At 40.6% G+C, this 22,768-nt stretch carries 26 protein-coding genes; 15 read left to right on the forward strand and 11 right to left on the reverse strand.

Annotation, left to right across the window (positions count from 1 at the left end):
- Nucleotides 1-360, reverse strand: a complete 360-nt coding sequence (locus B5354_RS05540) for a Lin0512 family protein (RefSeq protein WP_079526656.1) — start codon at nucleotides 358-360, stop codon at nucleotides 1-3.
- 344 nt (nucleotides 361-704) lie between these two features.
- Entirely contained in the window at nucleotides 705-1,523 is an 819-nt protein-coding gene (locus B5354_RS05550; RefSeq protein ID WP_079526660.1) for a GNAT family N-acetyltransferase, read from the reverse strand.
- 155 nt (nucleotides 1,524-1,678) lie between these two features.
- Between B5354_RS05550 and B5354_RS05555 the strand changes: the two genes are divergently transcribed.
- Both B5354_RS05555 and B5354_RS05560 read left to right on the forward strand, forming a co-directional pair.
- Nucleotides 1,679-1,951, forward strand: coding sequence for a hypothetical protein (locus B5354_RS05555; RefSeq protein ID WP_079526661.1), 273 nt, complete (start codon nucleotides 1,679-1,681; stop codon nucleotides 1,949-1,951).
- A 66-nt stretch (nucleotides 1,952-2,017) separates the two neighbouring features.
- Nucleotides 2,018-2,686, forward strand: coding sequence for a DUF3298 and DUF4163 domain-containing protein (locus tag B5354_RS05560; protein ID WP_079526663.1), 669 nt, complete (start codon nucleotides 2,018-2,020; stop codon nucleotides 2,684-2,686).
- A gap of 20 nt (nucleotides 2,687-2,706) precedes the next feature.
- Here B5354_RS05560 and B5354_RS05565 read toward each other — a convergent pair whose 3' ends face one another.
- Together B5354_RS05565 and B5354_RS05570 are read right to left on the reverse strand one after the other, a co-directional pair.
- A complete protein-coding gene (locus B5354_RS05565) occupies nucleotides 2,707-3,264 on the reverse strand; it encodes a GNAT family N-acetyltransferase (protein ID WP_079526665.1) in 558 nt (185 codons plus the stop codon).
- A 377-nt stretch (nucleotides 3,265-3,641) separates the two neighbouring features.
- A complete protein-coding gene (locus tag B5354_RS05570; RefSeq protein WP_079526667.1) occupies nucleotides 3,642-4,547 on the reverse strand; it encodes a TIGR01777 family oxidoreductase in 906 nt (301 codons plus the stop codon).
- A gap of 98 nt (nucleotides 4,548-4,645) precedes the next feature.
- Here B5354_RS05570 and recX point away from each other — a divergent pair, with 98 nt between their 5' ends.
- The gene (gene recX, locus B5354_RS05575) at nucleotides 4,646-5,470 is read left to right on the forward strand and encodes a recombination regulator RecX (protein WP_342742966.1); all 825 of its coding nucleotides are present in this window, start codon (nucleotides 4,646-4,648) and stop codon (nucleotides 5,468-5,470) included.
- 99 nt (nucleotides 5,471-5,569) lie between these two features.
- On the opposite strand, the gene B5354_RS05580 is transcribed toward recX, so the two are convergent.
- On the reverse strand, nucleotides 5,570-6,361 hold the full coding sequence (locus tag B5354_RS05580; protein ID WP_079526671.1) for a Cof-type HAD-IIB family hydrolase: 792 nt from the start codon (nucleotides 6,359-6,361) through the stop codon (nucleotides 5,570-5,572).
- 247 nt (nucleotides 6,362-6,608) lie between these two features.
- Between B5354_RS05580 and glcT the strand changes: the two genes are divergently transcribed.
- The 3 genes from glcT (at nucleotide 6,609) to B5354_RS05595 (ending at nucleotide 10,010) form a co-directional block, all read left to right on the forward strand.
- The gene (glcT, locus tag B5354_RS05585; RefSeq protein ID WP_079526673.1) at nucleotides 6,609-7,451 is read left to right on the forward strand and encodes a glucose PTS transporter transcription antiterminator GlcT; all 843 of its coding nucleotides are present in this window, start codon (nucleotides 6,609-6,611) and stop codon (nucleotides 7,449-7,451) included.
- Nucleotides 7,452-7,738: 287 nt separating this feature from the next.
- Nucleotides 7,739-9,727 carry a glucose-specific PTS transporter subunit IIBC gene (gene ptsG, locus B5354_RS05590; protein ID WP_425432094.1) on the forward strand — a complete coding sequence of 663 codons (1,989 nt, stop codon included), beginning with the start codon at nucleotides 7,739-7,741 and terminating at the stop codon, nucleotides 9,725-9,727.
- Between the two features lie 16 nt (nucleotides 9,728-9,743).
- Complete coding sequence (locus tag B5354_RS05595) at nucleotides 9,744-10,010, forward strand: phosphocarrier protein HPr (RefSeq protein ID WP_079526677.1); 267 nt, start codon at nucleotides 9,744-9,746, stop codon at nucleotides 10,008-10,010.
- Between the two features lie 48 nt (nucleotides 10,011-10,058).
- Here B5354_RS05595 and B5354_RS05600 read toward each other — a convergent pair whose 3' ends face one another.
- Nucleotides 10,059-10,718: an SDR family NAD(P)-dependent oxidoreductase gene (locus tag B5354_RS05600; protein WP_079526679.1), complete on the reverse strand. Its 660-nt coding sequence runs from the start codon at nucleotides 10,716-10,718 to the stop codon at nucleotides 10,059-10,061.
- A 139-nt stretch (nucleotides 10,719-10,857) separates the two neighbouring features.
- On the opposite strand from B5354_RS05600, the gene B5354_RS05605 reads away from it, so the two are divergent.
- Nucleotides 10,858-11,193, forward strand: coding sequence for a YfhH family protein (locus B5354_RS05605; RefSeq protein WP_079526681.1), 336 nt, complete (start codon nucleotides 10,858-10,860; stop codon nucleotides 11,191-11,193).
- A 50-nt stretch (nucleotides 11,194-11,243) separates the two neighbouring features.
- On the opposite strand, the gene B5354_RS20860 is transcribed toward B5354_RS05605, so the two are convergent.
- Together B5354_RS20860 and sspK are read right to left on the reverse strand one after the other, a co-directional pair.
- Complete coding sequence (locus B5354_RS20860) at nucleotides 11,244-11,375, reverse strand: hypothetical protein (protein ID WP_281252722.1); 132 nt, start codon at nucleotides 11,373-11,375, stop codon at nucleotides 11,244-11,246.
- Between the two features lies 1 nt (nucleotide 11,376).
- Nucleotides 11,377-11,541, reverse strand: coding sequence for a small acid-soluble spore protein K (gene sspK / locus B5354_RS05610; RefSeq protein WP_079526682.1), 165 nt, complete (start codon nucleotides 11,539-11,541; stop codon nucleotides 11,377-11,379).
- Nucleotides 11,542-11,653: 112 nt separating this feature from the next.
- On the opposite strand from sspK, the gene B5354_RS05615 reads away from it, so the two are divergent.
- Nucleotides 11,654-11,920 (forward strand): YfhJ family protein, encoded by a 267-nt coding sequence (locus B5354_RS05615; RefSeq protein WP_079526684.1) that lies wholly within the window; start codon nucleotides 11,654-11,656, stop codon nucleotides 11,918-11,920.
- Between the two features lie 43 nt (nucleotides 11,921-11,963).
- Here the strand turns inward: B5354_RS05615 and B5354_RS05620 are convergent, their stop codons facing one another.
- Nucleotides 11,964-12,971: a metal-dependent hydrolase gene (locus B5354_RS05620; RefSeq protein WP_079526686.1), complete on the reverse strand. Its 1,008-nt coding sequence runs from the start codon at nucleotides 12,969-12,971 to the stop codon at nucleotides 11,964-11,966.
- A 62-nt stretch (nucleotides 12,972-13,033) separates the two neighbouring features.
- Here B5354_RS05620 and mutY point away from each other — a divergent pair, with 62 nt between their 5' ends.
- The 5 genes from mutY to B5354_RS05645 all read left to right on the forward strand — a co-directional run bounded on the left by mutY (nucleotide 13,034) and on the right by B5354_RS05645 (nucleotide 18,626).
- Complete coding sequence (gene mutY / locus B5354_RS05625; protein ID WP_079526688.1) at nucleotides 13,034-14,125, forward strand: A/G-specific adenine glycosylase; 1,092 nt, start codon at nucleotides 13,034-13,036, stop codon at nucleotides 14,123-14,125.
- A gap of 399 nt (nucleotides 14,126-14,524) precedes the next feature.
- Nucleotides 14,525-15,550 carry a C40 family peptidase gene (locus B5354_RS05630; protein ID WP_079526690.1) on the forward strand — a complete coding sequence of 342 codons (1,026 nt, stop codon included), beginning with the start codon at nucleotides 14,525-14,527 and terminating at the stop codon, nucleotides 15,548-15,550.
- 149 nt (nucleotides 15,551-15,699) lie between these two features.
- Nucleotides 15,700-15,882, forward strand: coding sequence for a gamma-type small acid-soluble spore protein (locus B5354_RS05635; RefSeq protein ID WP_176142412.1), 183 nt, complete (start codon nucleotides 15,700-15,702; stop codon nucleotides 15,880-15,882).
- Between the two features lie 382 nt (nucleotides 15,883-16,264).
- Nucleotides 16,265-16,792 carry a nucleoside tri-diphosphate phosphatase gene (gene ntdP / locus B5354_RS05640; protein ID WP_079526694.1) on the forward strand — a complete coding sequence of 176 codons (528 nt, stop codon included), beginning with the start codon at nucleotides 16,265-16,267 and terminating at the stop codon, nucleotides 16,790-16,792.
- Nucleotides 16,793-16,853: 61 nt separating this feature from the next.
- The gene (locus B5354_RS05645) at nucleotides 16,854-18,626 is read left to right on the forward strand and encodes an ABC transporter ATP-binding protein (RefSeq protein WP_079526695.1); all 1,773 of its coding nucleotides are present in this window, start codon (nucleotides 16,854-16,856) and stop codon (nucleotides 18,624-18,626) included.
- 35 nt (nucleotides 18,627-18,661) lie between these two features.
- Here B5354_RS05645 and B5354_RS05650 read toward each other — a convergent pair whose 3' ends face one another.
- Together B5354_RS05650 and B5354_RS05655 are read right to left on the reverse strand one after the other, a co-directional pair.
- Nucleotides 18,662-19,729, reverse strand: coding sequence for an FUSC family protein (locus B5354_RS05650; RefSeq protein WP_079526697.1), 1,068 nt, complete (start codon nucleotides 19,727-19,729; stop codon nucleotides 18,662-18,664).
- 215 nt (nucleotides 19,730-19,944) lie between these two features.
- The gene (locus B5354_RS05655) at nucleotides 19,945-21,240 is read right to left on the reverse strand and encodes a glutamate-1-semialdehyde 2,1-aminomutase (protein WP_079526699.1); all 1,296 of its coding nucleotides are present in this window, start codon (nucleotides 21,238-21,240) and stop codon (nucleotides 19,945-19,947) included.
- Nucleotides 21,241-21,634: 394 nt separating this feature from the next.
- Here B5354_RS05655 and B5354_RS05660 point away from each other — a divergent pair, with 394 nt between their 5' ends.
- Together B5354_RS05660 and bcp are read left to right on the forward strand one after the other, a co-directional pair.
- Nucleotides 21,635-22,135: a potassium channel family protein gene (locus B5354_RS05660; protein ID WP_245804711.1), complete on the forward strand. Its 501-nt coding sequence runs from the start codon at nucleotides 21,635-21,637 to the stop codon at nucleotides 22,133-22,135.
- 65 nt (nucleotides 22,136-22,200) lie between these two features.
- Complete coding sequence (gene bcp, locus B5354_RS05665; RefSeq protein WP_079526703.1) at nucleotides 22,201-22,671, forward strand: thioredoxin-dependent thiol peroxidase; 471 nt, start codon at nucleotides 22,201-22,203, stop codon at nucleotides 22,669-22,671.
- The last annotated feature ends 97 nt before the right edge of the window (nucleotides 22,672-22,768 follow it).

Here is a 22,768-nt window from a genome sequence, read left to right on the forward strand (position 1 = left end):
TCAATATCCGACTTCAACTGCTGCGTTCACAATATACATCATATCATTCTTGTCTTCTTTATCTTCTAAGAAAATCCTGCTGGATGTCAGCATACCGCCTTGTGTTTTTTCCAATGTGACCTGACCGTACGGGATAGCCTGCTTCAATTCTTCTTCGTCAAGCTTATCATGGTCTGTAGGCAAAGCAAGTTTGACATGAATTTTCATTTCATCGAGAGATTGGTTAGGCAATGAGAGTCTAATGCCAGGCATCGAATTAGAATGAATAGCATTTTTGACGGCCCGCACAGAAGCCTTCGTTATATTTTGACCATGAACATCGGTACCTGTTCCGGTTTGAATAAACATGACTTGTTCCATTGGATCTCCTCCTTCATGTTGATGTTCTACTGTTTATATTAACTTTTCGCGGAGATTTTAAACTTAATTATATGATTCCGTATTTTTAATAGGAGAATGGGGATGGGAAACCACTCCCTTTCCACGGCCCCACAGGACGTGGGGGCGTTCGGCGTTAAAATGGCTGTGGAGTGTTTCTGATTGAGAGCCGTTCCTTCCCTCTTTTATAGAAAGGTGGAGAGGAAATGGCGAGACTCCTGTGGGGGGATCGTACAAGGTGAGATCCCGGAAGGCGGCAGCCTGAGGAAGCTCACCGTACGCCCGCGGAAAGCGAGTTATTTGCTCTCCCACCTTATCCTCCTCATTTATATAGTTGAAGGCTTTTTTACTTTTTCAAAAATATGCATCATCCACATGCCGATATCTTCAAACCCAAGTCTTTTATAGATCGATCCTGCTTCGGGGTTATCATAAAAGAGACAGAGCATTCTCCCTTCTGATAATAAATCCTGACATAATTTATGCATGCAGGAACTCGCCAGCCCTTGACGTTTGTAGTGGGGGTGTGTGCATACGCCAACAACCATCGCTGACATTGAGTTTTCTGCAGTTGTAGAGGCACTTGAAATCATTACGTCCTGTTCCTCAATGTAATAACTTCTTGCCGACTTTTGCTGCATTCCTCTCCTGATGCTGTCTTCTCGACTGCTATCCTGCTCAAATTCAGTAATCTGATTTTGTAATGCAACAAGCCGCGGGACATCTTCTATGCATGCTTGTTTAACCCGATTAATATCGAAGTCTGAATTCAACTTTTTGGCATCATCACATTTGGCGTAGTATAATTCGCGGGTTCTCACTTTTCCGTTTTTAATATGGGGAAGGATTTTATCAGTGATTTCCTGAAGCCCGGATAATTGCATGAACTCTGGATCACTGTTAATAATAGCTGCAAACCCCTTGGCATTAAAAGAATCATTTGCATAAGTGATGTAATTATTATGGTATTTTAACAGAACAGCACGTAATTGATCTTTTTCTGTAAAATCGCCCCAAAGTTTTTGAAAATCCTGTTCGTAACCAAAATTTTCAATATCACCTATAATAAATAAATTTTTAGCTGGTTTTGCGGATAAAAGCTGCTGACATTGCAGGTCATCATAAGAGGTAAGCCTGCGAATCATATAATCCCTCCCTTTTTTAGTAAAGTGTTTATCAGTTTACCAAATATTCATAAAAAAGCAATTACTATTTTGAGAATAGTAAAAAAAGAGTTGAATTGTTGGTAGGGAATGGATATAATAGAACAAATGTTCTTGTTGGGAGGGTGAGGGACAAGATGAAAGGCTGTTTGATTGTAAAATCGGCAAAGCTAAAAGTAAATGAAATTGCAGAAGAATTGGGTGAAACTTTTGGTCCCAGCTTAGTTAGTCAAAGATCACTTAACGAGAGTGTTGTTACAGTAGCAGAGATTACGAATAAGCTGGATATTTGGCAGACTGCCTTTAAGTATGAGTGCCTGGGACTTGAAACAGCATATGGATTCGCGGATGTAGAAAACGAAGCGATTTATATTGCGAATGAAAAGATGCTTCGGAGGTTGGAAAAATAAGTTAAGCCCTTTCTCCTTTAGATTTAACTAATTTGGTCACACTAATTCTAAAGGAGGAATGAGCTCTTGAAGAAAATAAGTATATGGTTTTTACTTTTGATCATATTCAGTGCACAAGTAATTGCAGCTGAAAGTTTATATACGATTGAAAACAGAGATAAGGTCATGCAGGATTATGAAATCCATCTTGATTATCCAATTTTTAATGCTCTTCAAAATACAGACCTTCAAGAAAAAGTAAATAAGAAGATCAGCAATCATGTGGAAGATACAATGAAGGAAGTGAAGCAGGTTGCTAAAGCATCATCTGGATTTCCCATTCTCTATTATGGAGAAGAATTTGTAGTGAAGGAAGGTCAGGTTTTTTCTGTTGTTCTAACCTCTAATATTTCGAGAGGGGACAAATATAATTCGGACGTGGCGTCCATAAATTTCGAAGACGGGAAAGATGGCCAACTCTTTACCTTAACAGATATCGTGGATATGAATTTGCTAAATCAACAAGTAAAAAAAGAGTTGGAGAGTGAGCCGGATACTTATTTTCATCAATCATTCAACTCTGTGAGAGAAGATACAGCTTTTTATATTGAAGGTGAACAACTTGTTCTTGTTTTCAATAAATTCGAGGTGGCACCAGGCGTGTACGGTACACCTGAAATTGGTATTCCTTTAGAAAAGGTGAAAAAAGATCCTCCGGCACACGAAACGAACGTTCCTTTTCCACAAATTATCTAACAAAGAAGCATAAGAGCACCTTATGCTTCTAACATTTCTTCTTCATTTTGTTCCGTGCCACCATAGTAATGAAAAAGGTACTGTTTTTTCGTGATTACAAACACATCATAAACTGCCTTTTGCTCACGGTTAATCCTCGATAAAACATCAGGAAAAAGTTCGTTAGCTCTCATTACATATGGGATTTTAATAGCAGCTTTCATCGACCGCATATTCCTACAGCGAATTTTCATAAAAACTGCTTCAATATCGAGTTGGAAAAATAATTCCTCAAAAAATAACTCTTTTGCCATCTGATTGTATCCTTTTCCGAAGTAGGGCTGGCCAATCCATGTTGCCAGGAAGCCCTTGTTATCCTCAATATCAAAAAGGTTAATTGTTCCGATCGGCTGGGCCCATTCATCTAGGATGGTGCGTGAAATTAATTCCCCGCTTTCCTCTGCTTCTAATGTTTGTTTCGTTAAAAAGTAGAATTCATCACTTGAGGCAGCTTTATGACGAACATATGGAAATACATCTGGATGAATCATCAGGTCAAACAGACGTTTAGAATCATGCAAATCACGCTTTTTTAACATTAATAATCCCTCCCTGCGAATAAAAGAGGGCAGTCTGAACGCAGGGAAATAGCGTGCTTAGTTGGTTCGGACCACCCTCGAATTTTTATCAATTGCTCACAAAAATTCGGGGTGGGAATCGAACCCACTAGAACCAGCAACTTAACTGGTGGCGCACCATTTGCCTTCCCTACACCTAAGATCAATATGACTTTCGTAAGGTAATCATAATCGATTTGATTTGAAAAAGGAATAGGCATTTTTACAAATTTAAATAAACTATTTTTTATCAGAATTCACTCATGAAAATATGCCATTTAACCATTAATTATCGCTCAAATTGGAGGTGATTCCATAAGACATAAGGTAAAAAAAGCGAAAATGGAAAGCTATTTCGCTCATCGTTTTAAGATGGATTGTAGTGCTGGTTTTAATTCAGGGTATAAAAATGTATATTCTTGCGATACAGCCTTTTTTGGCAGGACAGATTGGCCGTCTAAGAGTAGTGTACTCATATCACCCAGAATCGTCTTTAAGGCGAATGAAGGTGCTGGAATCCAGTGGGGCCGTCCAAGTACGTTGCCAAGGGTTTTACCAAAGTCCGTGTTTCGCTTTGGATTGGGGGCAGTCCCATTGACAGGGCCTTCAAGAGAAGTCTTCTTCACAGAGTAGGAAATGAGTTCTATGACATCGTCAATGTGAATCCACGACATCCATTGTTCACCTGATCCTACATTTCCACCTATCATAAATTTGTAAGGCATAATCATTTTTGGTAAAGCACCTTCCTCGCCAAGAATCAGACCAAACCGAACGAAGACAGTGCGCACTCCAAAGTGTTGAGCTTTAGCTGCTCTTTTTTCCCATTCAACGACGACATTCGCCAAAAAGTCATTTCCAGGTTCCTCTGTTTCCTCCGTAAACGTTTTAGAGTTTGATTTGCCGTAAAACCCTACAGCAGAAGCATTAACAAGTACCTCTGGCTTACGGTCCATTCGTTCAATAAGATCGATCACACCTTCCGTTGCTGAAATACGACTATTCATAATGCTTTGTTTTCGTTCTTCTGTCCAACGGCCGCTGGCTAAGGATTCTCCGGCCAAGTTGACGATGGCATCTACTGAAGGCAGGTGCTCCCAGGGGGCAAATTCATCCTTTAACCAGCCGATATGGGTAACATTTTCAGTATCATTATGTTTTTGAGGACTTCTTGTCAGTATATAAACGTGATGTCCTTCATGAGTGAGTTTATCTGTGAGTTTTGAGCCTACAAATCCTGTTCCGCCAGTAATAGCAAATTTCAATTGCATCTCCTCCTTTATTTTCGATCTTGTGGAAAGAAAAACAGTGTTTCACAAGATCGCGTTCCATTGTTCCCGTGCTACAATTAATGAGAAAGGGTGTGTTTATTTTGCCAAAAATTACGCGAATTACGACACAAAAAAAATCAAAAAGCCGTTATAATATCTTCTTGGATCATGGGCAGGGCGAGGCCTATGGCTTCAGTGTCGATGAAGATCTCCTCGTAAAATTTCACCTTCATAAATCAATGGAAATTGACAAATCTACAATCAGTGCGTTGATCCAAAAAGATACGATACATAAAACATATACCCTGGCTATTCATTATTTAAGCTATCGAATGCGTTCAGAAAAGGAAATACGTGATTACTTAGTGAAGAAGGAAGCAGACGATGAACAGATCGATGAAGTGATGAACCGTTTAAGAGCGGAGAAGCTTGTGGATGATCAAGAGTTTGCTAATTCTCTAGTTAGGACTCGGGTGCAAACGTCGAGCAAGGGACCGACTTTAGTTAAAAAAGAGTTAATTGAAAAAGGAGTACAAGCTTCTATGGCGGAAGAAGCTCTTGAATTTTTTCCTTTTGATAAACAAGTGGAAAAGGCATTAAAATTTGCCAAAAAGAAGATAGCCAGTGAAAAGAAGAAATCACAGCGGCAACTCATCCAAACCATCCAGCAAAATTTGATGCAAAAAGGATTTCAAAGCGATGCAATAAAAGAAGTATTTGAGCAATTACCAGAAGAGGAGGGGGAAAATACAGAATGGGAAGCCATTGTGTATCAAGGAGAGAAATTACTCCGGAAATTCGAACGGAAAGCGGAAGGGTTCGAACTAAAACAAAAGGTTAAAACCGGGTTGTATCGTAAGGGGTTCAGTTTTGATTTAATTGAAAAATTTATTGAGGAGAAGATCCATGAGGAGTAAAGACCACGTGGGTTTCTCCATTATTAACTGCTGATTTGTTCATCATGAATAAGATGGAAAACCGCTCAGCTATTTAACATAACTGGGCGGTTCTGAATGCTATACGAGGCCTCTGTGTGCTAAGTCATCAACCGCCTCATGCACATGGTTAACCACAGTATGTGCATTGGCTTGCACATCAGGATGAGCAGTTGACATGGCATAACTGTTGGGCGTGACGGCAAACATGGAAAGATCATTGAAAGAATCCCCTATACAGGCAATCTCGTCAGGTTTGACGTTAAGGTGGTCTAATAGAGCTAAAATGCTATTTCCTTTATTAATCGATGGCGGCATGATATCAATGACATTTTTATGAGAAATAAAAATGTCGACCGTTTTTCCAAATTGATGTACAAGCTGCTGATGAACATGTGTGATATCTTCTTCACTGCCATGAAGCGTGAATTTAGAAGGCTGAATGGATTGGCCGAGCTCGTGTGCCATATTAGGATTCACAATGATCTCGTGAAAAAGCTGTTCATTAATGATATCAATCCATTCGTTATATTCAGATGTATAAGTGTCTGTGGCAGTGGAAATCGTAGTGATCATAGGATACTCCTGAATGTTGTGCAAAACGTGGTCAGCGCTAGATTTCGTAAAGGTTTCTGAATGGAGCAACATGTCATTTTGACCATAAATAAACGCACCATTTTGACTGATTCTATGCCCCTTCAGTTTCATTCTCCGAAGTATTTCTGTAATTTCATGTTCCATACGACCTGTAGCAATCGCTAGTTCAACATTGCGGTTAAGTAACCATTGAAAGGAATGAATGTCTTCTTGTTTAATATAATGTTCGTCGCCAAGTAATGTTCCGTCAAGGTCTGAAATGAATAATTTGATCATGAGTGGAACTCCTTCCTATTCCCAATTAAGTCGTTAGATAAAGTGCTTAGCTTTTCCCTAGTTCATGAGGGTGATTTTGTAAACACGCCCTTGCAAATTGTACAACTTCAGCTGATGAGAAACAAAGGAAAAGCCTACTTTCCATTCCTAGCTGTTGTCAAATGGGAACAGGAACTATACGATAAGAACTATAGATAAAAAGAAAGTTAGTAAAAAATGACTAGTACGATGGTGTGGAGGAACAAAAATGGATGAAGGTTTGATGATTGATAAAGTATTGAATAATAATGTGGTGATCGCGAAACATCCCTCTTATGAGGAGGTTGTCCTCATTGGGAAAGGGATAGGTTTTGGCAAGAAAAAAGGAGAGGCTGCTTCCTTTAATAAAGCCGATAAAACGTTTTTACTGCGAAACCAGAAGGAAAAAGAGCAGTATGTGAATCTTCTTCCTCACATTGAGGAAGACTTTATCGATTTTATGAACGATATTCTCTTTCATATTGAAAATAGAATGGGGCAGGAGTTAAATGAGCATATCCATGTGGCTTTAACAGACCACTTAGCTTTTGCAATTAATCGATCACAAAAGAATATGCAATTTAGAAACCCTTTCTTACCTGAGATTGAGTCGCTCTACCCGAAGGAATACCAGGTAGCCATGGAAGTTGTCACGATGATTTTTGATAAAACATCTGTTCAATTCCCTGAAGGTGAAGTAGGCTTCATCGCCTTACATATTCACAGTGCGGTAACGGATAAAACGCTTCGTGAGATCAATCGCCACAATCAATTGATTACAACATTAGTCCAGCTTGTTGAAGAAACAATGGAAGTGACCATTGATCGTCATAGTGTCGATTACCATCGTCTGGTGCAGCACTTACACAGGGCAATAGACAGAGTCTACCAAGAGGAAAATACAGGGGATGAAATTCGGCTCGCTAATATGTTGAAACAAGAGTATCCGATATGCTATAATCTTGCATGGAAGTTGATTAAAGTGATGCAAAAACAGCTGAATAAGCCAGTAGATGAATCAGAAGCTATTTATTTGACGATTCATCTCCAACGGTTAACCTATAAATCTTAACGTTACGTGTTACTGACAAGATCAGGCATGAGTATCGGAGATCCTTGAGGTTATCATTAGGATAAGTATATCCTAATGGACCTTTCAGGAACTCTGTACTCATGCCTTTTTTAATGGTTAACGGTGGCGGTGAAAAGAGATGGGGCGTCAGCTCTTTTATTTCAGCTATTATGAAACCGTTTTATTTTTCTGACGATTCCTGTTTTTCATCACTAATAAAAAAATAGGAGGAGATTCACTTGTTTAAAAATGCATTTGGTACATTGCAAAAAGTGGGTAAAGCATTGATGCTTCCCGTAGCATTGCTGCCTGCTGCTGGTATTCTGCTGGCATTTGGGACAAGTTTTGCCCAAGATGACTTTGTAGACAAAGTACCATTCTTCGGCACGCCATGGGTTCAGACGTTACTTAAAGTCATGGCAGAAGCCGGCGGAATTGTCTTTGATAATTTGCCGTTACTGTTTGCTGTAGGTGTGGCCATTGGTTTGGCAAAAGGAGACGGTGTTGCCGGCTTAGCTGCCATCATCGGTTACTTGATTATGAACGTTGTAATGGGGGTGCTGGGAGAAGTTACTCCTGAGATGACATCAGATCCTGCTTATGCCGAAGTTCTCGGAATTCCTACGTTGCAAACCGGTGTGTTTGGCGGGATTATCGTCGGTATATTAGCGGCCTCGATGTACAATCGATACTACAATATTGAGCTGCCGCAATTCTTAGGTTTTTTTGCGGGAAAACGTTTTGTGCCGATAATCACTGCTTTCATGTCTTTATTTTTAGGGATTATTATGCTTTTCGTATGGCCTTACGCACAATCTGGACTAAACGCATTGTCTTACTTAATGCTTGAAACCAATCAAACCATTTCAGTATTTTTCTTTGGTGTCATTGAACGTGCATTAATTCCATTCGGATTACACCATATCTTCTATTCACCTTTCTGGTTTGAGTTTGGTACGTACACAACGGCTGCTGGAGAAGTTGTCCGTGGTGACCAGGCGATTTTCTTTGCACAGTTGCAAGATGGTGTTGAATTTACGGCGGGTACCTTTATGGTCGGGAAATTCCCGTTCATGATGTTTGGACTTCCTGCTGCCGCACTTGCGATTTACCATACGGCTAAGCCGGAACGTAAAAAAGTGGTCGGCGGTATTATGGCCTCAGCTGCCCTGACTTCATTCTTAACAGGGATTACTGAGCCAATCGAATTTTCATTCTTATTCGTAGCTCCGTTATTATTTGGTATTCACTGTATATTTGCCGGTTTTTCTTTTATGATTATGGAAATTCTAGGGGTCAAAATAGGCCAAACTTTCTCAGGAGGTTTGATTGATTTCATTCTCTTTGGCGTACTGCCTAACCGTACTGAGTGGTGGTGGGTCATCATTGTAGGTCTTTGCTTCTCCGTGATCTATTACTTTGGTTTCCGATGGGCGATTCTTAAGTTCAACCTGGCTACACCTGGCCGTGAAGATGAGGCAGAGGATGCCGATGATGACGGCGAAGTTGGCGATCTTCCATTTGAAATCCTTGAAGCTATGGGTGGTCAGGAAAATATTGATCACTTAGACGCGTGTATTACACGACTTCGTGTATCTGTGAATGATAAAGGTAATGTGAATAAAAACCGTTTGAAAAAACTTGGCGCTTCGGGCGTTATGGAAGTTGGAAATAATATTCAAGCGATTTTTGGCCCCGTATCTGATACACTAAGAGGACAAATGCAGGACATCATTGATGGCAAAACGCCTCGGTCCAGGGAAGACGTGGCTGAGATTGTGAACGAAGCCAAAAGTGCAGAAGCATCCGTTACGGCAGGTGACTTACAATTTATCAGTCCTATCCAAGGCCGTGTACTTCCTATTACAGAAGTACCTGATCAAGTATTTTCTGGTAAAATGATGGGGGATGGTTTTGCAATTGAGCCGAAAGATGGTAAGATTGTTTCGCCTATCAATGGTAAGGTGCTTAATGTTTTCCCGACGAAGCATGCGATCGGCCTTCAAGCTGACAATGGGATGGAAGTTCTGATTCACATTGGAATTGATACCGTTAAACTTAAAGGAGAAGGTTTTACGGCACTTATAGAAGAAGGCGACACTGTTAACCAAGGACAGGCCTTAATGCAAGTGGATCTTGACTATGTGAAGGAACATGCTCCTTCCATTGTGACACCAATCGTCTTCACAAATTTGAGTGAAGATCAGTCTGTGGAGCTGAAAGCAACGGGTGAAGTTAAGCGAAACGAGCCTGATATTATTCAATTAAACAAATAGAAGGAGCGAATTTTTCATGGCAGAACAAACAGTAACAATTACTTCAGGGGACGGGCTTCATGCACGTCCAGCAACAGCTTTAGTGCAAATCGCGGGTCAATATCAATCTGATGTTAACCTTGAGTACAAAGGAAAGTCCGTAAACATGAAGTCCATTATGGGCGTTATGTCCCTAGGGATTCCAAATGGAGCGGAAGTGAAGTTTACAGCTGAAGGTTCAGATGAAGCGGAAGCGATTGAAGCAATTGTCGCTAAAGTAAAAGAAGAAAAACTTGGAGAGTAATATAAAAAAGGCTGGTCACTACCGATCAGCCTTTTTTTATATATCCAATTATTTATCTATAATAATTTCCTTGCGGCCATCATCTTCCTGGAAAATCTGCTGAGCAACGCCTTCAGGGCCTTTTAATCCTTCAGGGTTTGGCACATGTGTGCTTTCATGCCAAAAAGGTGTGTTCATACCGCCCATGTATACCGCTGTAGCTGACATTTCCTCGTCTCCCCATTCTTGCTGAAGACTCTCCGTGAACCCTCGAACTGCAAATTTTGAGGCGCAATAAACACTTTCGTTCGTCTTTCCCCTCAGACCTGCTGTAGAAATAATGTTAAGCACTCGTCCATTCGAAAGCTTTAGCAGGGAAGTAGCTTCCTTAGTCATAAGAATGGTGCCTTTCACGTTTGTATTAAACATTTTGCTAATATCTTCTTCGTCATAGGATTCTACATTTTTAAATATTCCGAGACCAGCATTGTTAATCATGACTTCAAGGTGGCCAAGCTGCTTAATCGCTTCACTCACAGAAGCGGGTTCTGTGACATCGCAAATTAATACTTCGGCACTGCCCCCTGCCTTGGTAATCTCGTTTTTTACAATAAGCAGTTTGCTTTCTGTTCTCCCTGATAAATAGACATGATAGCCGTTATGAGCGTACTGATGGGCAAGAGCTCGTCCAAGACCTGTCCCAGCTCCGGTAATTAATACGTTTTCCATTTTCCAATCCTCCCATATAAATCTCCTCACCATTTCTATTGTGAACAAATCCTGCTAAAATGTAAATAGATGGGCTGAGTTGTTCAAGACTCATGGCCTTAAAGGGATAGCATCACAAGCTGAATGGTTATAAAGGAGAATGGATGTGGAGAGAAGATATAGCGATCTTAGTTACGAAGAATTAAGGTCAGAAATTGCAGAACTAAAAGAGAAAGCATTAAAAGCCGAGCAATTAGGAATGGTGAATGAGTATGCCGTGCATGAACGGAAAATCATCATGGCAAAATCATATATGATGGACCCGGATCAATTTAAACCAAACGAAATTTATCAAATAGATGGAGACCCGGCCCATACATTTTTCATTGAGTATATGAATGGGGTATTTGCCTGGGGATACCGCATGAGTCAACAGGGAGAACGAGTTGGAAACAAGGAAGAGGCGCTTCCTATTTCCATGCTTAAGGAAAAGTAAGTATAAGTGGGGAAACCTGTACACTAAAATAAGTGTACAGGTTTTGTATATTACATTCTTTTACGCATTTGAACTTCTGTGATACGTTCAGATTGCGTTTGTACGGTTTCACCATTTACCCTGTCTCTCAAGTTTTTTGTCCCGCGGTGGGGGAAATGTTTTTTGCCTTTATTGTGAGACATACTAATATTTCCCTCCCTGGTTTACTTCACGTTCTCGTGATTTCAGCGCACGCTCTTGGGGGTTAGAGTTTATGCTGCCATCGGGGCGTAAAGCTAAAAATTCACTTTGATCCTCAGGAGCACTGGTCATTTTCTTATTTGGAAATCCTTTTGCTTTGTTACGCAATGTTCATTCCTCCTTGTCCACCATTCTGTGAACAAACTTAGTATATGTCATATTCCTAATGCTATGTGCTACAATAACAAAGTAAACATTGCCACTTTTTGAGGTGAAAACGATGGAAGATAATTTTCAGCGGTTGGCTGAACATTTGTACGAAAAAAATGGTCATTTAACAATTGATGAAGCAAGAACGTGGGTAGAACTACTTTGGGAAGATTTTGAAACGACCCAGGCTAAGGCAGGGCGTCAATATAAGGGCAAGCAAATGACTGAACAGATCGTGGTAAGATGGATTGAGAATTATGGTCCAAAACTCCATGAGTTTATAGCGACAAATCCTAAATATAAAGAACTTTTAAGGAAAAAAGGGTATCTGCATTAGGAAATCCGTGCTGCAGTCAGCACGGATTTCTTATTGTGAATGGTTATCCTTTCGACTCTGGTGCGATCGATAGTTTGTTTTGCAACTTTTCTTCTGTAAATACCCATCCAGTGTATGAATTCAATATTTTAAGTTCATCGTCTCCATGTTCATCATCAATTTGCGCAAGCGCTACAAACGGATAACGGCCTTTTGACCGATACCGTAAATCGGTGAAGCGTACTTCCGTGAATTCATCAAAATAGTTAATATCGTAACGATATACCGGGGAAAACGACAAAAAAGCTTTGATATTATGATCGGTTAACGCCTTTTGAACAACCGGATCGTCGTAATCAATGACCTTGTTTATAAATTCGTCTTGAATGGTAATGTGTCCATCAACAGCACGCCCGACGTAATAATGAGTTGTGGTAGTAATTGCGATACGCCAAACATTTTGCTTCATCGTCGGCGAAGTTGCTACTTGTTCTACATCGTCAAAGTATTTGTGGACCATTTTTACGAGTTCACGTTTTTCGAAATATCGTTTAACATAGTAGAGGGCGACCACAAAATAGACAATCAGCCACGTATATCCTGGGTCAGCGCCTAAATTCCAGGCGACGATACCTGCTAAATGCATCGTAAAGATATATGGATCAAATGTATTGATGAACCCATAGGCAACCCATCTTTTTGTAAAAGGACGATAAGCCTGGGTTCCATACGCATTAAATACGTCTACAAATACATGAAGGATAACAGCCAGAAATGTCCAAAGCCAAAGGTGGAAAAAGTTCACCTCAGGAGTGAATAAGTGTATAAGAAATGGGATACCAAGCCCCCATAAAATAACAGCTGGGATCGAGTGGGTAATTCCACGGTGATGGCGAATATATACAGCGTTATTTTTTAGTTTAAGGATCGTATCGAAGTCGGGTGCCTGAGACCCTGCGAGTGTCCCTGCTAATACAGCGTTAAATAACATAGGGTCTGTTTGGACCACAGGATCCAGTGTGGCTAATCCACCCAATGCAACACCCATGACTACATGTGTACCAGTGTCCATTAAAGCTACCTCCTTTGGCAAAAACGACATAATCTATAGTGTAACACGAAGGATGATAAATGATGAAAGTTGAAGAAAGAGTTCCTCAGATAATCGAACATTTTGACGAGCAGCATTTTAGGGACCAGTTAATTAACTGGTTTTATAAAGAGCAGCGGATTCTTCCTTGGAGAGAAAATCAAGACCCTTATCGTGTCTGGGTATCAGAAATTATGCTCCAGCAGACACGTGTTGATACAGTTATTCCATATTATAATCATTTTATGACACTTTTCCCAACTCCTAAAGATTTGGCAGATGCGGATGAGCAGACCGTTTTAAAAGCATGGGAGGGTTTAGGGTACTATTCCCGAGCTCGTAATCTTCAAAACGCTGTACGTGAGGTTGTCGAGGATTACGGAGGTATTGTACCTGATGAGAAGTCCCAGCTAAAAAAGTTAAAAGGTGTAGGCCCATATACGCAAGGGGCGATTCTAAGTATTGCCTATGATCAGCCAGAACCGGCAGTCGACGGGAACGTTATGCGGGTGCTGTCACGGATTTTATTTGTTGAAGATGATATTGCTGTACCTAAAACACGGAAACTATTCGAAGCTCTTGTATATGAGCTGATTTCAGAGTCGAATCCCTCTGCATTCAACCAGGGGTTAATGGAGCTGGGGGCGCTCATTTGCACCCCTAAATCTCCTTCCTGTCTGCTCTGTCCTGTTCAGGACCAGTGTCGTGCTTTTGCGGAAGGGATCGAGTCAGAATTGCCTATTAAGTCTTCAAAGAAAAAACAGAAGAAAGTCCCTTATCTCGCTCTGATTATAGAAGATGCAAATGGCAATATACTCATCGAAAAGAGACCGAATGAAGGTCTTTTGGCTTCAATGTGGCAATATCCTATGGTACCAATGGACGACTTGGATAAAGAGAGCGGGATGCATTGGTTTTATGGTGAATATGGACTGAAAATAGAATTACAATCAACCGTAGACCATGTGAAGCATGTCTTTTCTCACCTGATTTGGGAAGTGGAAGTTGTTCGTGCAAACATAGTCGGCGGTGATCTTGATCGACAAAATGCGCAATTTGTAACGAAGGAAAATATCAAAAGTTTTCCTTACCCTGTATCACACCAAAAAATTCATCAGCACACTCTTATACAATAGCTGCAACGTTCTGTATCTAAAGCTATGCAGGTTTTTAGCACTCCTGCATAGCTTTATTTTTTTATGATTTTTTAGTTCAGTTTATAAGCAGCAAAACACAACAATTTTTAAAGGTTATGACAAATTTCGACTGAAGTTATAAGCATCTTTTCATCTTCTTATTATTGTGACTTTTTAAGGCGATTTTATGCAGTAATATAAGGGTTTAAGGGTAAAAAATGACTATAATAGCTAAACATGTAACATAACTGTAACTTAAATGTAACGAAACGTGGTGAAGCTTGTCATATCAAGGAAAATAATAGATTACTAGTCTATTACTCATGTTTCATACTATTTACAACTGAAACTAATTTATGAATAATAGAAAACAGAGTAAATAATAGAGAGGGTTTTACGATGAATAAAAAACAATTGGCTACTGCTGTTGGGGGAACTTTAGTAGGGGCGTCACTTTGGGGAACGACAGTTTTTGCGGATGAATTACATAAAGTAGAATCAGGCGATACTCTTTGGGAATTAAGTAATAGATACGGTTCTTCAGTCTCAGAACTTAAGTCATGGAACGATATAAATAGTCACCTTATTTTCGTCGGTCAGTCCTTAGTCGTAAGTAAAGACGGTTCATCCTCAAATGAATCAGCTTCCAATAACACGTCAACGAGTACATATACAATCAAAAGCGGAGACACTTTATCAGGAATTGCAAGTCAATATAACGTTTCTGTAAGCAACTTGATGGCATGGAACAACTTGAGCTCTTCCTTAATCTTCGCAGGTGATCAGCTGTCCATTGATGGAACAAGCAATTCATCTGAAGGTTCAAGCGAAGTATCACGTCCTTCCAGAGAATCAACTGCTAGTGATAACGTTAAAAAGTACACTGTACAGCCTGGTGATACATTATCAGAAATCGGAAGTCGTTTTGGCGTAGGTGTTTCTTCCCTGAAAAGCTGGAATAACATTTCCGGTCATATCATCTATGTGGGTCAAACGCTTAGCTTAAAAGGATCAGCCCTTACGGATAAGGTTGATACTTCATCTAATACCCCAGAACCAGAGGTTTCAAACTCTGGACTAATTCAAGAAGCTAAACAACATCTTGGCACACCCTATCAGTGGGGCGGGGAATCACCAGCAGGATTTGACTGCAGCGGATTCATCCAATATGTTTTTGAACAAGAAGGAATCAGCCTTCCACGTACTGTTGCTTCTATCTATGCTGACAGCCGCTTAGACAGTGTTTCTAATTTGCAAGTAGGAGACCTTGTTTTCTTTGAAACGTATAAGCCAGGTGCTTCTCACGCAGGAATTTATGTTGGTGGAAATCAGTTCATCCATTCAGGTTCTTCCGATGGTGTTGAAATTAGTTCACTTTCTAACCCATACTGGAGCCCGCGTTACATTGGGGGAAAACGCTTCTAAAAATAATGCTAAAAAAGAACGCTTCTTCGGAGGCGTTCTTTTTATATTGTGCCATGTTCCGTTTGAACTATTTATTATAAAAAAAAGATGAAAAAGTGAGAATGAAATCGGTATATCTGCGCACAATAATTTTTGCGGAGGTGATTATGATGGCTAAACAACCCAAACAAGCGGGTAAACAAGCAGCTGGTACTGATGCACAGCAGGTTCGTAAACAGAACCAAAAAGCTGCCCAAGGTCAGGGCCAATTTGGTACTGAATTTGGTGCAGAACAAACAAATGCACAGCAAGTACAAAAGCAAAATCAAAAATCTCAGGCTAAGAAAAAGTAACCTGAGTTCTGATCTAGCTTTTCAGGCTGCTAGTTAGCCTGGTATCAAACTCCCGGAAGCCGTCCAAATGTGGACGGCTTCTTCTTTTTTTGAGATTGTGACAAAAGCTTTTTTATCAAATGAAAATCCGAACTAAAAAATATAGTTGGGTGCATACAAATCGCTACGACAGCACCGTTCATATTTTCACTTAAGATTGTTAAGACTCGAGCAGGGGAAGTTTGTCTTTAAGGATGTTTGACTAAAACCGGTACGTCCTGTCCCGACTCGAACGACCCTACGCTTTTGGCTTTTAAACCCAATTGTTTTCATTCAGTATCGATTGTCGTTATAATAGATAGAAGGTGTGACTCGGGAAAATAAAAGGGAAGGGGAGATGAGTATGCCCGGCCCCGCCGCTGGAAAGCGAATTGAAATTAAAAGTTATAAACATAATGGACAATTACATCGTGTGTGGGAAAACACAACGATTTTAAAAGGAACGAGAAACGTAATAATTGGAGCGAATGACCGTACTAGGGTAAAAGAAAGTGACGGGCGTACGTGGATTACACGTGAACCAGCTATTTGTTATTTCCATTCAAAATATTGGTTTAATGTAATAGGTATGCTGAGAAATGATGGGGTGTACTATTATTGTAATATCAGTTCCCCTTTTATATATGAGGATGAAACGATTAAATACATTGACTATGACCTGGATGTGAAGATATTTCCAGATATGACGTTTAAACTGCTTGATGAGGACGAGTATGAAATACACAAACGTCAAATGAATTATCCTCATGTTTTGGATCGGATTTTATATAATAATGTAGACACCCTTGTTCGGTGGGTCAGACAGCGAAAAGGTCCGTTTTCGCCGGAATTCATTGATCAATGGTATGAACGTTACTTAACATACCGATAAGATTACTTTTTTGCGCACTGTATGGTGCGCATACTTATGTTGAGGGAAAATAGGTGATAGTTTGAATAGTATTAAGCGCTACTTGGCTTTTGTTAAGCCATATAAAAAAAAGATTGCTCTGACTGTGTTAGTAGGAGTTGTGAAATTTTCAATTCCTTTACTGATGCCGTTGATTATAAAATATGTGATCGACAATATCATTAATGCGGAATCATTAGCACAATCAGAGAAAATTGATCAATTACTGCTGCTTATGGGCGGCGCCTTTTTTGTGTTTCTGATCTTGCGCCCGCCAATTGAGTATATTCGACAATATTTAGCCCAATGGATTGGGAATACAATCTTGTATGATGTGCGAGATAAGCTGTTTGATCATATCCAGAAACTTAGCTTGCGGTTTTATTCCCAAACCAAGACCGGTGAAATCATTTCACGTGTCATTCATGATGTGGAACAGACCAAAACCTTTGTCATAACGGGGTTAATGAATATTTGGCTAGATATGTTTACCATTGTTATTGCTATTATTATCATGCTTACTCTTGATCCTTGGTTAACACTGGTATCTGTTGCACTGTTTCCGTTATACGGGTTTGCTGTGAAGTTTTTCTATGCAAGGTTAAGGAGGCTCACCAGAGATCGTTCTCAGGCACTTGCTGAAGTTCAAGGACACCTCCATGAACGAGTTCAAGGAATGCCGGTTATACGAGGGTTTGCACTTGAGGATTATGAGCACGAACAGTTCGATACACGCAACTCTAACTTTTTAGATAAAGCGATTAAGCATACGAACTGGAATGCTTACACGTATTCCGTTACGAATACCATTACTGACCTGGCACCTTTACTTGTTATCACTTTTGCCGGCTACCAGGTAATTACGGGGGCTTTGACGGTAGGTACAATGGTAGCGTTTGTCGGATATATGGATCGTGTCTATAATCCGTTAAGACGGCTAGTCAATTCCGCTACCGTCTTAACACAATCTATTGCTTCCATGGATCGGGTTTTTGAATTCTTTGATGAAAAATATGACATCGTGGATAAGAAGGATGCCAAACGGTTAGAACACGTTCACGGTGATGTAGTGTTTAAAGATGTATCATTTCGGTATGATGAAGATGAGCCGGATGTGTTAAACGGAGTGAATCTACAGGTCGAAAAAGGGGAGACGATCGCCTTTGTCGGCATGAGTGGGGGCGGAAAGTCAACATTGATTAGTTTAATCCCTCGGTTTTATGATGTAACGAGTGGGCAAATCTTAATCGATGACCAGGACATTCGAGATGTGCAAGCTCGTTCCTTACGAGACAAAGTAGGAATGGTGCTTCAGGATAATATTCTATTTAGTGAATCGATTGCTATGAACATTAAGATGGGCAACCCCGATGCTACGGAAGAAGAAATGATTGAAGCGGCTAAGGCGGCTAATGCCCATGATTTTATTATGAATTTGCAGCATGGTTACGATACATTAGTCGGCGAGCGCGGGGTGAAACTTTCTGGCGGTCAGAAACAACGTGTTGCGATTGCCAGAGTGTTTTTGAAAAATCCTCCTCTGTTAGTGCTTGATGAAGCCACATCGGCGTTAGACTTGGAAAGTGAAAGTCTCATTCAATCAGCGCTTGAACGTCTGGCTTCTGATCGAACGACCTTTATTGTGGCACACCGGTTAGCGACGATCACCCATGCGGATCGTATCGTTCATATTGAAAATGGAGAGATCGTAGAAGTAGGGTCACATGAAGAATTAATGAAGCAAAAAGGTCATTATTATGACTTGTACCAGGTCCAGCAGCTTGATGATCAGAAAACAGAATATTTGGGTACGTAAAAATGATAAAAAGCAGGAGAAAGGCCTCCTGCTTTTTATTTTTCAGTAGTTTGAATGGAGTTACGATGGCGATGCTTCTCGTAACTTTTTAATAAACGCTTAAATTTCTCCAGTTGATAGTGGTACTCCATCAGTTGAGAAGCCAGCGGCAGAAAAATCAGTTTATCCGGATTGTGATTTTCCTCATATACTTTAATTAACTGTTCGACAACCACTGGAATGTTGGGTTCTTCAATTTCTCTCAATGATTGTTTATGGGTTTGTTTAATTCGTCCCTTTAAGCTAAGGACGATTTTTTCATGTGAATTGATTAATTTATCCAGTTCATTCACCAACGAATCTTGAAACTCGCTCGGTATTTGTTCAATTCGGTGATCGAGCCGGTAAAAAGCTTTTAACACATCAAATGATTTCTTCGTTGTCGTAATTAATTGTCTGAATAGGACAAGCTTTCTTCCTTTGGCAAATCGTTTTCCTTTAAAGTACGTTCGTTCCTCAGAATATAACAAATACGTGTGATCGATCCAGCGAAAATTATCCTGAATACGCGTAATTTCGTATTTTAGGGCTGGTTCATCTGATAGCTGTCTTGTCGTAACTCGTAACCACTGAAGAATATCAGTTGTGGTTGTATCAATTTTTGCAAAAAGTCTTGTTTCGTAATGTGGTGGAACGAAGACAAGATTGACCACAAACGCGGCCAGTATTCCTAAAAACAGGGAACTCAGTCGCGAAATCGCGAAATACATAAATGTCAGATCAGTTGAATCCATTAGGGCAACAACAGCTACGGCGGCTAGAGAAATCGTGCTTTCATTCATCTTCAAGTTCATCGTGAGTCCAATCACAACAATGATGGCAAAAGCGACCACAAATGGATCATTTCCTAGTGTGAAAACAGCGATAATAGCAATTCCGGCCCCGATTAAATTCCCCTGAATTTGTTCCACGATCGATTGATAAGACCGGTAGATAGAAGGTTGAATCGAAAACAGAGCCGCAATTGCCGCTAGCAGTGGCGAAACAAAACCTAGTAATTCAGCTACATATAAGGCTACAGCTACGGCCAGCCCCGTTTTCATCATACGTGCGCCTAATTTCATTGAACGATCATCCTTACTTTTTCATTCATTTAGAATAGTATAGCTTATTTCTTCTTTTGCAGGGAAGAGATAGGGTACAGCTTTTACAAAATATCGTACCCGTTCGTGAAATGAATTAATCGAACCTCGATAAGAACTATGCACGGATGGGAGAAAGAATGACGGGACAGAACATATAACCCTTGAGGAAATTCTCAAGGGTTAACAGAGCCGTTTTATTCTTTTGCCATCGTTTCAAAGGTATGCTTGACGGCCTCAAGCGTCGAATTGATATCTTCTTCTGTATGAGCGGTTGTCAGGAACCAGGCTTCATATTTAGAAGGGGCCAGATTAATTCCCTGATCCAGCATGAGCTTGAAAAATCTTGCGAATTGCTCACCATCTGTGTTTTCAGCTTGTTCATAATTCTCGACTTTTTCATTAGTGAAATAAACCGTTAGGGCACCTTTCAGCCGATTGATGGAGATGTGAATATCGTTAGCCTTAGCGTGTTTGTATATGCCTTCCTCAAGAAGAGCACCAAGTCGGTCCATCTCCTCATAAACGCCTTCTGCCTGAAGGACTTCCAGACAAGCAATCCCTGCTGACATCGAAGCGGGATTTCCAGCCATAGTGCCGGCTTGATAGGCTGGACCCAGTGGCGCAACTTGTTCCATAATGTCAGCACGTCCGCCATATGCTCCTATGGGCAAACCGCCGCCGATAATTTTGCCCATAGCCGTCATGTCTGGTTCAATACCGAGGAGCTGCTGTGCGCTTCCATATGTAAAACGGAAGGCTGTGATGACTTCATCATATATAACAAGTGAGCCTGCTTCGTGAGCAAGGTCATTTACTTGTTGCAAAAAGCCCGGATTTGGCTCTACAATACCGAAGTTTCCGACAATCGGTTCTACCAGCACTCCAGCAATTTCATCCCCATAGCGTTTGAGCGCTTCTTTATAAGGTTCAATATCATTAAAGGGGACCGTAATGACATCTTCGGCAATAGAAGCAGGTACGCCTGCTGAATCCGGGGTGCCAAGAGTAGATGGTCCAGAGCCGGCTGCAACTAAGACTAAGTCTGAATGACCGTGATAGCAGCCCGCGAACTTAATAATTTTATTGCGGCCAGTGTAGGCGCGAGCTACACGAATCGTTGTCATAACCGCTTCTGTTCCGGAATTTACGAAACGGACTTTATCTAAAGACGGAATGGCATCTTTTAGTTTTTTGGCAAACGTATTCTCGAGCACGGTCGGTGTGCCATACAATACACCGTTTTGGGCAGCCTTCGTAATCGCTTCGGTTATGTGTGGGTGAGCGTGACCTGTAATAATTGGGCCATATGCACCTAAGTAATCAATATATTTCTGGCCATCGACATCATAAAAGTAGGCGCCTTCCGCCCGGTCCATGTACACCGGTGTGCCGCCTCCAACTCCTTTATAGGCACGTGACGGGGAGTTGACTCCGCCTACAATGTGCTGTTTGGCCTCATCGTATAACTGTTCAGATTTAGTGAAATTCATGAACTTCCCTCCAATAATCAAACTTCCATCACCTATTGTAGCATGCCAAAAACAAAACCATGAAAGGAAAAGAAAGCCACCTCAAGGCTCATCCATTTTATGGATGACCAGAGGTGGAAGTTATTTACATTATTGAATCGATGTTTAGGGTTGTTGACTCCTGAGTAAGCATAAACAAGAAAGTCATTACATAATTAAAAAGTATAGACGCAAGCTTGTCTTTTTTAGAATTATCTCATCCAGACACGTGATATTGTAAGTTAAATTTATCGCCAGTTCCCCTAATCGCTTGCTTATTACCAAGCTCCACTTCCTCACTCGAGTATCATTCCCATGCACTATAGATCATCTACACAATTCTAGTCACCTAAGCGATCCAAGCAGATGAACTTGTGTGAGTAAGCGTCAGGATTTTTCCATAAATGCTTTAAACGAATTAAACTCTGGTAACCTTTCCTTACTTGCTAAAGGGAGTGTATCTACTGTGGTCAGCATAGTTGTAGCTTTCTTCATTCTATTATTAATTGCTGGGAGTCTGCGACAGTTGTTCGCTTCTCTCGAAGTAGAGCATCGAACATTTTCAGTCGAGATTTTCTTTGCTTTGCTTCTATTGTACACGATCGTAATGGTTGGATTTGGGATTATTTACGCGACTCTTTCTTACCAGGGAATTATTATTTTCGCGCATACGTCCGGTATATTTCCAACAGAGTGGATCACAGAGCTTGCCCGTGGTGTTTATTTTAGCGGAGTTACTTTATTCACGGTAGGATATGGAGACTTTATGCCGATTGGATGGGGGCGGTTTGTCGCTGTTATTGAGGCGTTAGTCGGCTACACCTTACCGGCGGCTATTGTCGCAAAGGTATGGCAATCTTCTGCACGCGACTCCTGATAGTGGATGTAGGTTACCAGAACATGATAATCTAAGATTAGACACTCATTAGGAGGGATTAAAGAATGACAGTAGAAGCTGGACAGAAAGCCCCTGAATTTGAATTAAAGGCAAATAACGGGGAAACCGTGAAACTTTCCGATTATCGTGGCAAGAATGTTGTGCTCTATTTTTATCCGAAAGACATGACACCAGGATGTACAACTGAAGCATGTGATTTCCGTGATCAACACGAAAACTTCGCAGAATTAGATGCCGTAATTCTTGGCGTAAGCCCAGATCCAGTCGACAGCCATAAGAAATTCATTGATAAGCATGATTTACCTTTCTTACTGCTTGCTGATGAGGACCATAAAGTAGCCGAAGACTATGGGGTATGGAAGTTGAAGAAAAACTTTGGTAAAGAATATTATGGAATTGAACGTTCTACTTTCATTATTGATAAAGAAGGAAACTTAGCTGAAGACTATCGAAAAGTAAAAGTGGACGGGCATGTTGAATCAGCGCTTCAGTATATTCGTGAAAACCTATCGTAAACCATTAAGCCGTGATAGATTCGTCTATCGCGGTTTTTATTTGTTTTTGAAGGAAAAAAGCAACTTTTACAGAATAATAGGAGAGGGGAGGTCATGA

Source organism: Halobacillus hunanensis (assembly GCF_900166655.1).
Taxonomy (GTDB): domain Bacteria; phylum Bacillota; class Bacilli; order Bacillales; family Halobacillaceae; genus Halobacillus_A; species Halobacillus_A hunanensis.

Coding starts and splice junctions, on each gene's coding strand:
- B5354_RS05540 (WP_079526656.1), bottom strand. CDS start 360: ATGGAACAAGTCATGTTTATTCAAACCGGAACAGGTACCGATGTTCAT.
- B5354_RS05550 (WP_079526660.1), bottom strand. CDS start 1,523: ATGATTCGCAGGCTTACCTCTTATGATGACCTGCAATGTCAGCAGCTT.
- B5354_RS05555 (WP_079526661.1), top strand. CDS start 1,679: ATGAAAGGCTGTTTGATTGTAAAATCGGCAAAGCTAAAAGTAAATGAA.
- B5354_RS05565 (WP_079526665.1), bottom strand. CDS start 3,264: ATGTTAAAAAAGCGTGATTTGCATGATTCTAAACGTCTGTTTGACCTG.
- B5354_RS05580 (WP_079526671.1), bottom strand. CDS start 6,361: ATGATCAAATTATTCATTTCAGACCTTGACGGAACATTACTTGGCGAC.
- glcT (WP_079526673.1), top strand. CDS start 6,609: ATGGATGAAGGTTTGATGATTGATAAAGTATTGAATAATAATGTGGTG.
- ptsG (WP_425432094.1), top strand. CDS start 7,739: ATGCTTCCCGTAGCATTGCTGCCTGCTGCTGGTATTCTGCTGGCATTT.
- B5354_RS05595 (WP_079526677.1), top strand. CDS start 9,744: ATGGCAGAACAAACAGTAACAATTACTTCAGGGGACGGGCTTCATGCA.
- B5354_RS05600 (WP_079526679.1), bottom strand. CDS start 10,718: ATGGAAAACGTATTAATTACCGGAGCTGGGACAGGTCTTGGACGAGCT.
- B5354_RS05605 (WP_079526681.1), top strand. CDS start 10,858: ATGGATGTGGAGAGAAGATATAGCGATCTTAGTTACGAAGAATTAAGG.
- B5354_RS20860 (WP_281252722.1), bottom strand. CDS start 11,375: ATGTCTCACAATAAAGGCAAAAAACATTTCCCCCACCGCGGGACAAAA.
- B5354_RS05615 (WP_079526684.1), top strand. CDS start 11,654: ATGGAAGATAATTTTCAGCGGTTGGCTGAACATTTGTACGAAAAAAAT.
- B5354_RS05620 (WP_079526686.1), bottom strand. CDS start 12,971: ATGGACACTGGTACACATGTAGTCATGGGTGTTGCATTGGGTGGATTA.
- mutY (WP_079526688.1), top strand. CDS start 13,034: ATGAAAGTTGAAGAAAGAGTTCCTCAGATAATCGAACATTTTGACGAG.
- B5354_RS05630 (WP_079526690.1), top strand. CDS start 14,525: ATGAATAAAAAACAATTGGCTACTGCTGTTGGGGGAACTTTAGTAGGG.
- B5354_RS05635 (WP_176142412.1), top strand. CDS start 15,700: ATGGCTAAACAACCCAAACAAGCGGGTAAACAAGCAGCTGGTACTGAT.
- ntdP (WP_079526694.1), top strand. CDS start 16,265: ATGCCCGGCCCCGCCGCTGGAAAGCGAATTGAAATTAAAAGTTATAAA.
- B5354_RS05650 (WP_079526697.1), bottom strand. CDS start 19,729: ATGAAATTAGGCGCACGTATGATGAAAACGGGGCTGGCCGTAGCTGTA.
- B5354_RS05655 (WP_079526699.1), bottom strand. CDS start 21,240: ATGAATTTCACTAAATCTGAACAGTTATACGATGAGGCCAAACAGCAC.
- bcp (WP_079526703.1), top strand. CDS start 22,201: ATGACAGTAGAAGCTGGACAGAAAGCCCCTGAATTTGAATTAAAGGCA.